14 protein-coding genes are annotated in these 14,533 nt (G+C 38.5%); 8 read left to right on the top strand and 6 right to left on the bottom strand.

Going from position 1 to position 14,533, the window contains the following annotated elements; all coding sequences use genetic code 11:
• Positions 1 to 62: 62 nt before the first annotated feature.
• Both cmoA and cmoB read left to right on the top strand, forming a co-directional pair.
• Entirely contained in the window at positions 63 to 797 is a 735-nt protein-coding gene (cmoA, locus tag ABJD71_RS03250; protein ID WP_348164587.1) for a carboxy-S-adenosyl-L-methionine synthase CmoA, read from the top strand.
• 132 nt (positions 798 to 929) lie between these two features.
• Entirely contained in the window at positions 930 to 1,901 is a 972-nt protein-coding gene (gene cmoB, locus ABJD71_RS03245; protein ID WP_348164471.1) for a tRNA 5-methoxyuridine(34)/uridine 5-oxyacetic acid(34) synthase CmoB, read from the top strand.
• Between the two features lie 27 nt (positions 1,902 to 1,928).
• Here the strand turns inward: cmoB and ABJD71_RS03240 are convergent, their stop codons facing one another.
• From ABJD71_RS03240 to ABJD71_RS03230, 3 genes are read right to left on the bottom strand one after another with little or no spacing between them, the layout of a single operon-like run.
• Positions 1,929 to 3,449 carry a serine carboxypeptidase gene (locus ABJD71_RS03240; RefSeq protein WP_348164468.1) on the bottom strand — a complete coding sequence of 507 codons (1,521 nt, stop codon included), beginning with the start codon at positions 3,447 to 3,449 and terminating at the stop codon, positions 1,929 to 1,931.
• 40 nt (positions 3,450 to 3,489) lie between these two features.
• The gene (gene alr / locus ABJD71_RS03235) at positions 3,490 to 4,575 is read right to left on the bottom strand and encodes an alanine racemase (RefSeq protein ID WP_348164465.1); all 1,086 of its coding nucleotides are present in this window, start codon (positions 4,573 to 4,575) and stop codon (positions 3,490 to 3,492) included.
• A gap of 33 nt (positions 4,576 to 4,608) precedes the next feature.
• Positions 4,609 to 5,478: an aminotransferase class IV gene (locus ABJD71_RS03230; protein ID WP_348164461.1), complete on the bottom strand. Its 870-nt coding sequence runs from the start codon at positions 5,476 to 5,478 to the stop codon at positions 4,609 to 4,611.
• Positions 5,479 to 5,640: 162 nt separating this feature from the next.
• On the opposite strand from ABJD71_RS03230, the gene ABJD71_RS03225 reads away from it, so the two are divergent.
• Entirely contained in the window at positions 5,641 to 6,498 is an 858-nt protein-coding gene (locus ABJD71_RS03225; protein ID WP_348164458.1) for a S1-like domain-containing RNA-binding protein, read from the top strand.
• An 89-nt stretch (positions 6,499 to 6,587) separates the two neighbouring features.
• Positions 6,588 to 6,980 carry an OsmC family protein gene (locus tag ABJD71_RS03220; RefSeq protein ID WP_348164455.1) on the top strand — a complete coding sequence of 131 codons (393 nt, stop codon included), beginning with the start codon at positions 6,588 to 6,590 and terminating at the stop codon, positions 6,978 to 6,980.
• 57 nt (positions 6,981 to 7,037) lie between these two features.
• On the opposite strand, the gene ABJD71_RS03215 is transcribed toward ABJD71_RS03220, so the two are convergent.
• Complete coding sequence (locus tag ABJD71_RS03215; RefSeq protein ID WP_348164452.1) at positions 7,038 to 7,847, bottom strand: hypothetical protein; 810 nt, start codon at positions 7,845 to 7,847, stop codon at positions 7,038 to 7,040.
• A gap of 141 nt (positions 7,848 to 7,988) precedes the next feature.
• Here ABJD71_RS03215 and ABJD71_RS03210 point away from each other — a divergent pair, with 141 nt between their 5' ends.
• Positions 7,989 to 8,384, top strand: a complete 396-nt coding sequence (locus ABJD71_RS03210; protein WP_348164449.1) for a VOC family protein — start codon at positions 7,989 to 7,991, stop codon at positions 8,382 to 8,384.
• A 66-nt stretch (positions 8,385 to 8,450) separates the two neighbouring features.
• Here the strand turns inward: ABJD71_RS03210 and ABJD71_RS03205 are convergent, their stop codons facing one another.
• Positions 8,451 to 9,611, bottom strand: coding sequence for an FAD-dependent oxidoreductase (locus ABJD71_RS03205; RefSeq protein WP_348164446.1), 1,161 nt, complete (start codon positions 9,609 to 9,611; stop codon positions 8,451 to 8,453).
• A 233-nt stretch (positions 9,612 to 9,844) separates the two neighbouring features.
• Complete coding sequence (locus tag ABJD71_RS03200; protein WP_348164443.1) at positions 9,845 to 11,083, bottom strand: cystathionine gamma-synthase family protein; 1,239 nt, start codon at positions 11,081 to 11,083, stop codon at positions 9,845 to 9,847.
• Between the two features lie 454 nt (positions 11,084 to 11,537).
• Here ABJD71_RS03200 and ABJD71_RS03195 point away from each other — a divergent pair, with 454 nt between their 5' ends.
• The 3 genes from ABJD71_RS03195 to ABJD71_RS03185 are packed head-to-tail and all read left to right on the top strand — an operon-like array spanning position 11,538 to position 14,519.
• Positions 11,538 to 12,791 (top strand): serine protease, encoded by a 1,254-nt coding sequence (locus ABJD71_RS03195; protein ID WP_348164440.1) that lies wholly within the window; start codon positions 11,538 to 11,540, stop codon positions 12,789 to 12,791.
• Positions 12,782 to 13,738: an FHA domain-containing protein gene (locus ABJD71_RS03190; protein ID WP_348164437.1), complete on the top strand. Its 957-nt coding sequence runs from the start codon at positions 12,782 to 12,784 to the stop codon at positions 13,736 to 13,738. The genes ABJD71_RS03195 and ABJD71_RS03190 overlap by 10 nt, the downstream gene beginning before the upstream one ends.
• 19 nt (positions 13,739 to 13,757) lie before the next feature.
• On the top strand, positions 13,758 to 14,519 hold the full coding sequence (locus tag ABJD71_RS03185; RefSeq protein ID WP_348164434.1) for an NRDE family protein: 762 nt from the start codon (positions 13,758 to 13,760) through the stop codon (positions 14,517 to 14,519).
• The last annotated feature ends 14 nt before the right edge of the window (positions 14,520 to 14,533 follow it).

The following is a 14,533-nucleotide window of genomic DNA, read 5'->3' as shown; positions in this document are numbered from 1 at the left end:
TTGATTGAACTAAGGCACACAGGTAGAATTATGGAAATTCCTATTAATTGCCCTTTTTTATGATGCAACAAGGCAAAGACGCCATTTATTCTCAACCACAAGAAGTATCATCCTTTAGCTTTGACCAGTCCGTTGCAGAAGTATTTCCAGATATGATCCAACGTTCTGTGCCAGGATACAATACTATTGTTGATACAATAGGACAAATTAGTGCCCAATTTGCACAAGCTGATACGTCAATATATGACTTAGGTTGTTCATTAGGTGCAGCTAGCTTGTCTGCAAGTAAATACATACATGCTAAAAATTGCAAAATACTGGCCGTGGACAACTCAGAAGCCATGGCAAAACGCTGTGAACTCCATGTGCAAACGTTTAAGGCTAAAACACCAATTTCAGTACTATGTGACGATCTACAAAATATAGAAATCAATAATGCTAGTGTGGTGATAATGAACTTTACCCTACAATTTATTGACCCAACCCAGCGCAATGACATTATTGAAAAAATATACCAAGGGCTAAAACCTGGCGGAGTACTTATACTGTCAGAAAAATTAAGTCATAACACTCAAACTGGAAATGAACTATTAATAGATTTACATCATGAATTCAAACGTAGAAATGGTTACAGTGAGTTAGAAATCAGCCAAAAGCGCACAGCTCTAGAAGATGTAATGCGTATAGAATCTTTTGAACAGCATAAAAGACGTATAGAATCGGCAGGGTTTAATGATGTAATACGCTGGTTTACCTGCTTTAACTTTTCGTCAATGGTGGCGGTTAAACCTAACTAAACAACAACCGTATTGATCTATAAGCGGTAGATTATAGTTACATTAACGCATTCATTTTTTTACAAATAATATTCAATTTAATTTTCCTGAGCGCTCTTTGATTAGCACTCTTCGCCACTTTAAGGAGGCCTCTTGGCTGTTACTTGGTTTAACGATTTTTACAAGCAGTTGGCTGACTCTCCCCTTAGCCATTGGTTAGAAGTATTGCCTAACCAAATTGCGGTATGGCAAAAAGAACAACTCCACGGTGACTTCAATAAGTGGGTAAAACTTCTTAGTAAGCTTCCTCAGACTAAGGTTTCAAGCATTAATATGTTGGATAAGGTAGCGTTTGGAACTGCGACAGATATTGACGAATACACCCAAAAACAATTTAGCGGCTTACTTAAGCAATTTATGCCATGGCGTAAAGGCCCATTTAATATACACGGTGTACACCTTGATACCGAATGGCGCTCTGATTGGAAATGGGATCGCGTGCAACCACATATTCAAAGCCTAAAAGATAAATACGTATTAGATGTGGGCTGTGGCAGTGGGTATCACATGTGGCGCATGTTAGGAGAAAACGCCAAAATGGTGGTAGGTGCAGATCCATCACAGCTGTTTTTAATGCAATTCCAAGCACTAAAACATTTTAACCCTGACTCGCGAATTCACTTAATGCCAGTCGGAGTAGAACAACTCCCAGAGCTAAACGCTTTTGATACTGTGTTTTCAATGGGCGTTCTATATCATAGGCGTAGCCCTATCGACTTTTTGTATCAGTTAAAAAACCAACTTAAAAAAGGCGGAGAGTTAGTACTAGAAACCTTAGTAGTCGATGGTGATGCTCAAACCGTATTTATGCCAGGAGATCGTTATGCACAAATGCGTAATGTATGGTATTTACCTAGTACCGCAGCGTTAACATTGTGGTTGCAAAGAGTAGGATTTACGAACATTCGGGTAGTCGATGTAGCAGCAACAACCATAGAAGAACAAAGGGCGACTGAGTGGATGGACACTCAGTCTCTAGTGGATTTTCTAGACCCTGATGATCATAGTAAAACTATTGAAGGTTACCCTGCACCAGTAAGGGCTGTGCTAATTGCAAACAAGTAAATAATTTAAACCTATTTAAGAGTCACTCTAATTAATAAAATCGTGAATATCCTTCAATAAACGTTGAAGTGAAGGTTTATTCACGTACATCATATGGCCAGCTGGATAATATGTCATGGTGATGCTTTCCCGTTTAAAACCATGGCGAGCCACAGTGTATTCTGCATCAAAAAACGGCGTAACTAAATCATAATAGCCACTGGCTACTAACAATTTTAAGTCTTTATTTTTACGCATTTCTTTGCTGAGTATTCTCGCTACTTTGACATACTCAGGTTCGTTATAGGCATTCGGCTCAATCGCCGCCCAATCCCAATTTTTACCCACTTTTGATGAGCTAAGATAATAAGGAGTTTTTACGTTTACTTGTAAATCTTGTTGCATATAGTGATTTATTGCCACAGCATATGCACTACTAATACTTTGACTTGCTGCATCACTAGAAGGGCGACCAGCAATAACATCAACTTCTTCGCTAGTGTATCTGCCATCTAATAACCCAACAGTTTTACCTTCATCACGGAGTAACTCTTTAGCAAATCGAGCTGATAAAACCCTTAAATCAGATTGCAAAATATAGCTTTTATCTAACCCAATAAAAGTCGCCATTTTAGCGGCAATTGTGTTCTTTTCGTTGTCACTTAATAAATTACCTTTAAACAGAGCAGGCAAATATTCATCTACAGCAAAAGCTCGGCTCTTATCTAAAAATGATTCTAAAGACTCCCCAACTCCGGCTTTTTTATGAAAGTGTGCGACTGCTGTTAACGTAGGAAAATAAGTCACAAAAGCGACTAAGTTATCGTCAACAGGTGTACTCCCTGTGTAATCCATTGCCTGAGATATCATCACAATACCGTTTAATGATATATCTAAACCATTTGACCGCAACGCTTTAGCAACACCCACAGCTCTGGGGCTCCCGTAACTTTCACCAATAAGGTATTTAGACGAATTCCAGCGCTTATTTTCGGTGATCCAGATACGAATAAATTCAGCTATCGAGCTTGTACCCGCTTTTAGGCTCCAAAAATCTTCTGGCCTACCCTCACCGACTAAACGGCTGTAACCTGTTCCAATAGGATCAATAAACACTAAGTCCGCTTTATCTAAAATTGTCAGATCATTGTTACTTAAATTAAAAGGTGCTGCACCGTCATCAGTTGATGCATCGCTTACCACATCAACCGTTTTAGGGCCAAGTAACCCCATATGTAACCAAGTTGACGCAGAGCCTGGGCCACCATTAAACACAAAAGCAATGGGACGGTTTTCATTATTGTCATTGGTTCTAAAGTAACTAGTCGAAAACAGGTGTCCTAGGACTTCACCTTTATCATTAGATAATGCGGTTTCTGATGCAACAACATCATAACTAACCTTTACCCCATTAAATTTTCCTTTGTGTGAGGTTTTAAACTCCAGCAACTTGGGAATATCTGTGGCCTTTTTTACGTCATTATCAACAGAGTCATTAGCGATCGCGCTCAAGCTTGCTAACAAACCTAAAGCCAACACACTGTTTTTTAATATTTTAAAATGAAACATAACCTTACCCTTTTAGAAACCAACACTCATTTATGACTGGTTATATAAACAATCGTTTTGCACGCGTTGGCATGCGAGTAACTAATTCATACCCTATGGTATCTGCCCAAAATGCAACTTCATTTGCCCCTAGGTTTTTCCCCCACAATTCAACTTTATCGCCAATATTTACGTTTTGTAAATCTGTGACATCAATTGAAATCATATCCATAGATACACGCCCCGCTAGAGGCGCCCTCTGATTGTTCACAAATACAGGGGTTCCTGATTTAGCGTTTCGAGGATAACCATCGCCATAGCCAACAGCGACAGTCGCAACAACAGATGGTCGACAAGCAACCCATGTATCACCATATCCAACAGATTCACCTATAGAAACATCACGCATTGCAATGACTTCTGATTCAAAAGACATAGCGGCTTGTAACTGGTTAGCTTGGGGCTGGCATTCTGAAAATGGGCTCAATCCGTATAACATAATGCCGGGACGATTCCAGTTTTTATGGCTGTTAGGCCAAGCTAAAATACCCGCAGAATTTGCCATACTCAATTGAATATCATCATCTTTAATAGTGCCTACGCAAGTACTAAAAGCTTCTAGTTGTTTAACAACTTCCTTAGAGTTAATAATGTCAGCACTAGAGAAGTGACTCATTAAGCGTGTATTTTTGACATTTGCGCAGGTTTTAAGTGCTTGATGGGCCTTTGAAACATCAGACGGCTGAACTCCCAACCTATGCATACCCGTGTCGACTTTTAACCAAACAGATAGAGGCTGACACACCTTTGCACTAGATAACTCGTTTATTTGCTGCTGATTATGCACTACAACCTGGCAGTTTTGCGCTGCGGCTAATGAAATTTCGTCAACACTAAAACAGCCCTCCAACAATAATATAGATTGCTTGATACCTGCCTGCCGAATTGCGATGGCTTCCTCTAGACATGACACGGCGAAAAGCTCTACTAACGGAGCAAGTTTTTTAGCAACCTCTATGGCACCATGCCCATAAGCATCAGCTTTGACTACGGCTATTGTTTTTGAATTAGGCGCAAGTGTTTTAGCACATTTGTAGTTAGCTTCTACTGCAGCTAAATCAATAAATATTTTCGCGGGTCTTGACATAAAATTTGTATTTATTCTCGAAACAACATTGAATTAATAGAAAAACTTATTAGCAGAGAATAGCCTCTGAGCAAACTCCCAAACCGCCCCTACTTCACCATCGCCAATGGGTTGGCCATTTAGCTCAACCACTGGTGCGAGTTCCTTACTAGAGCTAGTCAACCATACCTCATCAGCTTGCTTAACCTGCTCCATGGTAATCACAACTTCTTGAACATCAAGGTCACTATAATTACGTAAAATATCTAACAACATGTTACGCGTTACCCCGGCCAATATTTGGTTATCTAAAGGGGGGGTGAATACTTTTCCATCTTTTACAATAAATACATTACATGCAGCGGCTTCGGTTAAATGCCCTTTGGTATTGTGTAACAATATTTCATTAACACCGGCGTCAACCCCTTGTTGAAAATGCATCACATTACCTAGCAAAGATGTTGATTTAATCTGACAACGCTTCCAACGTAAGTCTTCGGTACTAGTGACTTTAAATTTTTTAACAAATTTCTTATCTGCCACAGTAGCGGCTGCAATTTCAAAAGTAAAAGCAAAGACCGTAGGTGATACACCTTCTGGGTAGGCATGAAAACGCTTAACATCTGCCCCTCTACTGACATGTAAATAAACCCCTAAATTTCCAGCCCCATTCTTATTAATAAGGGTCTCAAATAGCTCCCGCCACTCATCTAAGGTTTTAAATAACTTAATCCCAATAGTATCTAAGCCTTTTTGCATTCGCTCCAAATGCAAAGAAAATCCAACCAATTTACCAGCATAAGAAGGGACAACTTCATATATCCCGTCACCAAACAAAAAACCTCGGTCTAATGGCGAGATTTTGGCTTGATCCATTGGCATAAACTCACCATTTAGGTAAACCACATCTGTATTCATATCCATCGCATTTTAAAAAGTTTACTTTGCAGGTAATTTATTATGACATGAATTAATTCATTAAAAGAAGTAGAACAAGACTTGTGTTTATTTTTTTGTAACGTGTTGGCTTCACAATAAATCAGGTACAATACAGCTATTACTTCGCACTCCACAATCGATTCTATTATGTTACAAGTCGGAAAATTCCACACACTAACCGTTTCTAAAGAAGTTCCCTTTGGATTTTACTTAGATGGCGGCGATGGCAACCAAATTTTATTGCCTAGTAAGAATGCCCCATTAGGCTGCGAGGTTGATGATCAAGTTAGCGTATTTATTTATCATGACAGCGACGACCGTATTATCGCCACCACGAAGCGCCCTAAGGTGTTCGTGGATCACTGTGCCTTTTTAAAGGTTGTGAGTATTACGAAAGTCGGTACTTTTGTAGACTGGGGGTTAGAAAAAGATTTACTCGTACCTTTTAGTGAACAGGATTACCCCATGGCAGAAGGGGTGTCATATGTGGTGTATGTTTTTTGTGATGAAGAAACAGGAAGATTAGCAGCGTCAACCAAGCTGACTGACTTTTTATACGAAGAATCCAATTCTGAATCTGGGTTATATCAAGCAAAACAAAAAGTCGATTTATTAATTTGTGGACAAACCGATATGGGTTACAAAGCGGTTATTAATGGCTCACATATTGGTCTCATATTTAGGGATGAAGTATTTCATCCCATAAAGGTGGGTCATTCTATGGAAGGTTTTATTAAACGAGTCCGTGAAGATGGTAAAATTGATTTATGTTTTCAGTTTCACGATCCTAGCGCTCGCAATACATTAGAACAACAAATCATTGAAGACCTCGTTGCCCACGACGGCCTGTCAACCTTGACAGATAAAAGCCCTGCAGCAGAGATTTCAAAACGCTTTAATGTGAGTAAGAATACCTACAAAAAAGCCTTAGGTTCATTATATAAACAAAAACGTATTTTGTTAGATAAAACTAAAATCACATTAGTGACTAACAGCAAAACCTAAATTCAAGCATAAAGTTATTACTCCAAGGCCAAACTCTAATGATAAATTAGGGTTTAGTATTCAAAATTAATCACATAGAAGTAAATAAAATGAAAGCAACAGTGAGCTGGGATAAAGAATTAACATTTAATTGTGAAACTGAATCTGGTAAACACCTTGTGCTAGATGGAAAAGGAGAAAACATGACGCCTATGGAGACAGTACTATTGTCCGTTGGTGCTTGCTCCTCTATTGATGTAGTCGACATACTAAAAAAGTCTAGAAAACAAGTCACTCATTGTGAATGTAAATTAGATGCTGAAAGAGCTGAAGAGGCTCCACGATTTTTCACTTCTATTCATGCTCATTATATTGTTTCAGGGACAGACTTATTAGAGAAAAATGTGGCTCGCGCCGTTCAACTATCTGCAGAAAAATATTGTTCAGTCATGTTGATGTTAACAGGGAATGTAAAAATTACGACCAGTTATGCTTTAGTTTAATTACAGCGTACCTAACTGGCGTTTTACCTCTGAACCGAACAATACAATAAGGCAAGTCTAATTGAGCACGACTGACTCTCCTTTTTTGAGGCCCTGCATTGCAGCAACATTGCCTAAGTAAAACACAGGAACGTATTGTTGTTTATAGGCATTTAAGTAATAACGAGTTGGCCAAGCATGTGGCGGCACTCCAGAATCCTCTGGCGTTTGTAGCTGAGTAACATCAAATGTAAACGCATTAGGTAACGGAATATTACTTCCAGGGACTGTGTCACGGGTATCTATATAATTATCGGTAAAGTCAGCGCAGCTACCAAAATGTTCAATTCCATAATCCCAAAAAAAACCTGAATACACTGATACAGGATCTAAATACGTAGTTTGTATTAAAACGTTTGCATTAATTGATTTAAGCCTTTCACATATACCTAAGATAATAAACGAGCCACAACTATGGCCAACAGCATGAACCGCTTTTAAATTAGGTGCTTTAGCTAGACGCTCGCCAATTTCCAAACCAATTTTTTTACCTGCAACTGAACATAAAAATACGTTATCTGAATAAAGTTGCCAATTAATACTTTGATGTTGTTTAGCAAGAGGTTGTAACTGTGGGTAGCTATCAATAGCCATTATATGCTGTAATTCATCGCTCCAACTTCTAGGAGAGTCATTTACTCCATGTGCTGAAAGAGTTATGTATTCAATGTTTTCTGCAACTGAAAAATCAATCACAGACGAATAATCACGAGGCCAATAGACATAAACTGATATCCCTATTGTCACTAAAATAAAAGGAATTGCTGGAATAATTACCAGCCACCAAAATACCAGTCGAGCTAAATTATATTTTGTAAGGTTAAGCATAGAATGTAGTTTTTTCACTCTTAATAACAATAGTGCGACATGTTAGCTAAGATTGACAATATAGTTTGCTATTTCAATAAATTAAAGATAAAACGCCTTTTACTTCCAACCTATTCCGTATTACTAGTAAGTAACTTTACCATGCTTAAATCGATTCACCACGCAGCCATAATTTGCTCTAACTATGAAAAGTCTAAACACTTTTATAACGCAATATTAGGGTTAAAGATTATTGCGGAGCATTACAGAGAAACACGAAATTCCTATAAATTAGATTTAGGGCTACCCGACGGTGGGCAAATAGAACTCTTTTCCTTTGATAATCCTCCTGCAAGGCCTAGCTATCCAGAGGCACAAGGCTTACGCCATTTAGCGTTTGTCGTAGAGTCAGTGGAAGCGGTTTCGAAATATTTGCAAAGTAAATCAATTGAGGTAGAGCCAATTAGAGTTGATGAGTATACACAGAAAAAATTTACATTTTTTAATGACCCTGATGGTTTACCTTTGGAAATATATGAAATGAAGATTGATTTATAGCAAGACCACCTTGGGTTTACCTTTACATTGATTTTGCTGCAACAAAACTCACCCATACAGAAAATTTTAGCTATTAGCCAAACTTGCCAACGCAGCATGGCCTTTTACCATACGTTTTACTTCGCTTTCATCTATGCTTGTATTCCAATCCCCTTTACCAACTGATCCGCCTATCAATATTCCAGTTTTGCGAGGAAAACTATAAAGCAAACCATGGTTTGGATGCATCATCGCGTATCCATAGTCTATGTTTGATTGAGGTAATAAAAAGCTCAATTGTCCGCGGGCAGGTATAATTAATTCGTCATTAAATACTTTACCCGCGCCTAAACCCATGCAATTCACAATTGAAGATTGCGGTAACTTAATAACGTCCTCTGGGCTTTCAAAACTCTGCTCAACAAATTTACCTCCGGCATTTCTAAAATCAGTTACTAATGCCCTAAGATAAATATCTGGATCGATCATCAGTGTGTAATAAGCATCGTAAAAAGGCATGCCAAACATAGCATTTTCACTCGATTGATTGCGCACTAAGCCGGGATAAAGTGCATCGCCACCTATATATGGATAACTTGTATCCATAGGTTTACTACTTAAACCATGTTGACGTATCCACGTTACACCATAACGAGTATCATTGGCGTAGGTTATAAAACGTTTAAATGCTATTTGAGCTGCTAAATGCAACATTTGCATTGTCTTTGGTGAGGCTTGGCCTTTTTCAAACAAGGTAACTGGATGCCACATTGCCCCCGCTATATTTGAGGTTGTATAAGGAGGAAAGTCTTTAGCATAAATAGTAACATTAACGCCATTTCGCTGTAATTCAAGGGCAGTAGATAGGCCAATGACACCTGAGCCTAAAATGCCCACTTCTCGACTTCCCTGTTGCCGTATCAAACCAGCAGCTATTTCTGCCACGCCCCACGACAAAGACACACCACCACCGCCATGGCCATAATTATGTACTAAATATTTATTTCCCATAGTAGTGGCTTCAAGTCTTGGCCCCGGCTTACGAAAAGGGCGTAAACCAACAACCGAGCGAGTGACTCTATCTAAACTTGATTGAATGGGCGTAATGGGTGAACCAATAGGCCGAACGTGGTTATTTGCACCGAATTCTTCAGCCTGACTTAGAACAGTTGTACAACCAACCAATGTCCCTGAAGATAAAGCGGCAATAGCTGCACTAGTTCCAAATATAAAGTCTCGTCGTTGCATTAGGGCTCCTAGTATTATTGTTATTATTTTATAGGCTTAAAATTAGAGTATACCCTTCATATTTACCTTGCAATACTAGCCATTTATTTCGAAGTGAAGTAATTAAACATACTGCTATTAGGTAATACATGTATTAGTCGAACTACAAAATATTAGGAATTACATAAACTTAACTTAATTAAGAAACGCTGAACACTCCTAAAGTTAGGCATATTCAGCACTATGATTCATGCTTAAAACTGTGTAAACGCTTGTTCAAAATCAGCCACAAGGTCATCAATATCTTCTATACCAATAGACATTCTAATCATATTGTCACTCACATTCATTTCCTGTCTTTGCTCTTCGCTACATTCGAAATAGATTGTTGAAGCAACAGGAAGGGCTAAAGTGCGAGTGTCACCTAAGTGGGTTGCACAAATCACCAAATTTAACGCATTCAAAAATGCTATAGGATCGATATTATCGGTTAAATCAAAACTTAGAATCCCACCGTATCCTTTAAAGTGCTCTCTGGCTAAAAAGTGCTGAGGGTGATCGGCTAACCCAGGGTAGTAGACAGCTGCAACATGTTTATGCCCATGTAAATAAGAGGCTAAACGCATAGCGTTTTCACAGGTTTTCTCGGTGCGAAGTACTAATGTTTCTATGCCCACCGATATCGCGTGAGCAGATGTAGGCGACAAGGTCGCTCCCATGTCACGCAATCCTCTCTTCTTAATTTGGGTTAACCCCCACTGTGCAACTTCAGTACCCCGGTACAGAGGCAAGATGTTTTCAAAGACTTGCCAATTAAAAAGTCCTGTATCAATCACCGCACCGCCGAGTACATTGCCGTGCCCAGATATATACTTGGTCAAGGAACCAATAGTAAGCGACGCTAGTACTGATTTAGCGTCAAACATATTGGCCGGCGTCATGGTGTTATCTACCAAAAACAATGCATTTTGAGCATCACATAACTGCCCTATTGCTCTTAAATCTGCGACTTGTGTAACTGGATTAGCAATGGTTTCCAAATACACGGCTTTGGTATTACCTTTGAAAGCAGACTTAACATTTATGACATCCGTAACATCAACAAAACTGATTTCGATACCCAGAGACCCCATTGTTTCTATAAGGCTTCGAGTGTTACCAAACAAGAAATGGCTCACAATTATGTGGTCACCAGCTTTAAACAAACTCAACATTGTCGCAGTTATAGCCGCCATCCCCGTTGCAAATGTTATCGCCCCTACTCCACCTTCTAAATGGTTGAGTATATTCTGTAATGCAACATTAGAGCCTGTAGATGAGCGCCCGTAGACATGCCCCGCTTTTTTACCTTGAAATACATCAACTATGTCTTGCGCCTCTTTAAACTCAAACAATACTGAGTTTGTTGTGGCTTGATGGACTGCTCCACTTTCAGGGGCATTAACCATGCGATCAGCATGTACTAGGCGAGTGGTAAAACCTTTATTTTTCAATCTTTATTCTCCGTGGCTGGCACGATATCAGTAAGTAAATTTTATTTGATGTAATCCACATCGATTAACTGAGTGGAAATTAACTTCATTAATTATGGCGTATTGTACTTATATATTGCAAAGCACCAAACTTGATCTGGTTTTTCTTATAATAAAATAATAGTGAACCCAATAAATGCCAAAGTATTCTGAATTACTATTCCAACCTTTTAAAGTAAAATAGCATGAGCTTGGTCACTAGCCTCTATAAAATTAATCATCAATCAGTAAATTTGAAAAGATTCTATAGAAAGAATGAAAGGTTTTACGCTTTAAACCATTTCAATATGACGTTGCGCAATTTACACTAAGGGGATAAGCCTTCATGACTGGTATCACACCTAATGTAAACAAAATATTGCATTAATTGTTAAGCCTACATGAACTAGTATTCATTATCGATGGAAGCCATATATTGAAAATTTTAGTATTTTTGTTGTTTTTTGTTAGTGTTATCGCCCATAGTCAACAAACCGCTCAAAGCTTATTTGGGCAACACCGCACCGCGCTTTTTCAAATAAAAATCATAGAACTTGAATCTGGCAACAAATCCTCAATCGGCTCAGGTTTTCAGGTAGATCTAAAAGGTAATATTGTTACCAATTACCACGTTGTGTCTGAATACGTATATAACCCCGATAAATTTAGAATCGAGTATATGGCAAATGATGGTAGCGAGGGAGAGCTGCAACTCGTTGATGTAGATGTTGTCAATGATTTAGCCCTCGTCAGAAAATTGAAGCTTGCAGAAGAGGCGGCTTTCCCTATCGCAACGACGCTACCAGAACAAGGCAGCGACATATACTCTTTGGGTAACCCCCATGATTTAGGCATGATAGTAGTACCAGGTACCTTCAATGGCTTAAAGAAAAATAGTTTTTACCAACGTATTCATTTTACTGGTTCAATTAACCCAGGTATGAGCGGCGGGCCTGTGGTAAATGATTTAGGTGAAGTTATGGGTGTTAACGTTGCCACAGCGGGAAATCAGATCGGTTTTTTAATCCCATTATCGAAAGTATTAGGCTTATTAGAAAGTCAACACTTAGCTCCACTTAATAACGACCAATTAAAACCTCGCCTACAACAACAGATAAAAGCCAATCAACAGGTTCTTATTGATAGATTGAAAATGCGAGATTGGCCCACAAGTGTGTTAGGTGAGGCATTAGTACCTGCTAATATTACGGAGTTCATATCTTGCTGGGGAGGCTCAAATACCAGTGACAGGCAAGCCTTATATTTATCAGTAGAAAGCAGTTGTCAACTTGATGAACAAATTTACGTCCATAGCGGATTACGTACTGGAGGTTTAGAGCTCGAATTTGAATGGCTAGATGGGAAGTCACTTGGTAAACATCGCTTTTATAATTTTTTCACTCATAGTATCACCGGTGCTGGCGCTAGTAACAATGCCTCTAAAGATGATGTAACTAACTTTGAATGTGAAGAAGATAAAGTTACAAACCGCCATGGAGTGACGAATAAAACGGTATTTTGTGTTAGGGCGTATAAAGAGTTTGACGAGTTATATGATGTGTTATTTGTGGGTGCTAGCATAGATCATGAAGACAAAGGACTTTTAAGCCACTACACATTAGCTGGCGTAACCAAAGACTCCGCTTTGGTATTTTCGCAAAAATTTATGGATTCAATATCATGGCAATAGTTTTAGAGCTTTTATCTAGAAAAAATATCCCTCTCAAACATTTTAAATTTGAACAAGATTATGTGAATGTTGGCCGTGATTTTAATAATGATTTACGTCTAGATGACCCTTACGTGTGTCCCAGTCATATGTTGGTAGCTATGGACCCTGAATCAGGTCTTCTAATGGTAAATGATTGTAAATCTGCAAATGGCATCAAAGTTAATAATAAGTTTGTTACTCAGGCAAAATTAAACCCACAAGACATTATTAAAGTAGGCCGTACCCGTTTACGGATTATAGATACCAAAGCGCCATTAGCTGAAGCAATCCCACTAAGTGAATTAGAAGAAAATTTAAGTTGGTTAAATCGAGTTCCCCTTGCAGTGGCATTATCCATGATGTGTTTAGGGCTGATGCTAGTATTACAATTTTTCAGTAGTGTAAACGAGTTTAATATACTTAAAGCATTACCAACCGAGCTTAGTGAATTAGCTGCATTTTGCATATGGCCATTATGCTTTGCAGTACTTGCCAAGGTCGTAAAAAAAGAAAGTCATTTAATCAGTCAAGTTAACTTAACCTTGTTAATGTTTTTGTTCGTCAATGTTCTATTGTTGAGTAAAAATATCGTCATATTTAATATTCATCCCGGAGGTTGGTTTGCTTGGCTTGAGCTATTGTTATTAGCTGTGTTGACTGGTGGGTTTATTTGGTTAACTTTGTTTATAGGGTTTCATCAAACGAATAGACGGAGAAATATCATTTCTTTTTTGATGACCGCCACCATAACCACACCGATTTATGTTTTGGGCTTTTTAAACAGTGGGGATTTTAATCCTCGTCCCATGTACGACCCTATATTATTACCTCCAACATATGATGTTACAGGTAGTATAGATACCCAAGAGTTTTTAGAGAAAACAGAAAGCCTGTTTTTAAATGTTGATAAATTAAAGATAAAATAATTGTAAGGTTTTTTGAGCAATGTGTATTTTGTTTGTAGCTATTAACCAGCATAAAGATTATCCATTAATCATTGCAGCTAACCGTGATGAGTATTTTGCACGAGAAACAGCAGAGTCTCATTATTGGAAGCCTAAGCATAATATACTTGCAGGCAAAGATCTGCTCGCTGGCGGAACATGGATGGGGATCAATAAACAAGGTTATTTAGCTTCTCTAACAAATATTCGAGATCCAAATAAAGTAAGCCTTGACGCTATTTCCCGAGGAGAGTTAGTTAGCAACTATCTCCATCAACCTGTTGATAGATATGGGCAGCAGTTAACTAATAGTAGAGCTAACTATAATGGTTATAACCTGCTTTTTGGCAAATGGGATAACCTAACTGTTTATAATAACCACTCTAACGAACTACAACCTTTAACCGAAGGTTATTACGGATTATCAAATGCTGATCTAAACAGCCCTTGGCCAAAAATCAATAAAGGCGTGGCTGCACTAGAAGCATACTGCAAAGATGGCCACGACATTCACTCTAATATTTTATTTGAACTGCTATTAGATACCTCTAAAGCGCCAGATGAAGAACTTCCAAAAACAGGAGTCTCAATTGAATGGGAGCGCTATGTATCTTCTATCTTTATCCAAGGAAATGAATATGGCACACGCTCTTCTACAGTTTTGAAGGTTGATAAAGAAGACAATGTATTTTGGCACGAAAAGACCTACGATAGCGAAGCAAACTGTACTTCAAGTCAATATTACAATTTCAGTATAAATTAGTGCAAATTCAACTC

Source organism: Paraglaciecola sp., from assembly GCF_039943935.1.
Classification (GTDB): domain Bacteria; phylum Pseudomonadota; class Gammaproteobacteria; order Enterobacterales; family Alteromonadaceae; genus Paraglaciecola.
The sequence above is the reverse complement of the archived record's forward strand: the minus strand, read 5'-3'. Positions and strand labels throughout refer to the sequence as shown.

Coding starts and splice junctions, on each gene's coding strand:
- cmoA (WP_348164587.1), top strand. CDS start 63: ATGCAACAAGGCAAAGACGCCATTTATTCTCAACCACAAGAAGTATCA.
- ABJD71_RS03240 (WP_348164468.1), bottom strand. CDS start 3,449: ATGTTTCATTTTAAAATATTAAAAAACAGTGTGTTGGCTTTAGGTTTG.
- alr (WP_348164465.1), bottom strand. CDS start 4,575: ATGTCAAGACCCGCGAAAATATTTATTGATTTAGCTGCAGTAGAAGCT.
- ABJD71_RS03230 (WP_348164461.1), bottom strand. CDS start 5,478: ATGGATATGAATACAGATGTGGTTTACCTAAATGGTGAGTTTATGCCA.
- ABJD71_RS03225 (WP_348164458.1), top strand. CDS start 5,641: ATGTTACAAGTCGGAAAATTCCACACACTAACCGTTTCTAAAGAAGTT.
- ABJD71_RS03220 (WP_348164455.1), top strand. CDS start 6,588: ATGAAAGCAACAGTGAGCTGGGATAAAGAATTAACATTTAATTGTGAA.
- ABJD71_RS03215 (WP_348164452.1), bottom strand. CDS start 7,847: ATGCTTAACCTTACAAAATATAATTTAGCTCGACTGGTATTTTGGTGG.
- ABJD71_RS03210 (WP_348164449.1), top strand. CDS start 7,989: ATGCTTAAATCGATTCACCACGCAGCCATAATTTGCTCTAACTATGAA.
- ABJD71_RS03205 (WP_348164446.1), bottom strand. CDS start 9,611: ATGCAACGACGAGACTTTATATTTGGAACTAGTGCAGCTATTGCCGCT.
- ABJD71_RS03190 (WP_348164437.1), top strand. CDS start 12,782: ATGGCAATAGTTTTAGAGCTTTTATCTAGAAAAAATATCCCTCTCAAA.
- ABJD71_RS03185 (WP_348164434.1), top strand. CDS start 13,758: ATGTGTATTTTGTTTGTAGCTATTAACCAGCATAAAGATTATCCATTA.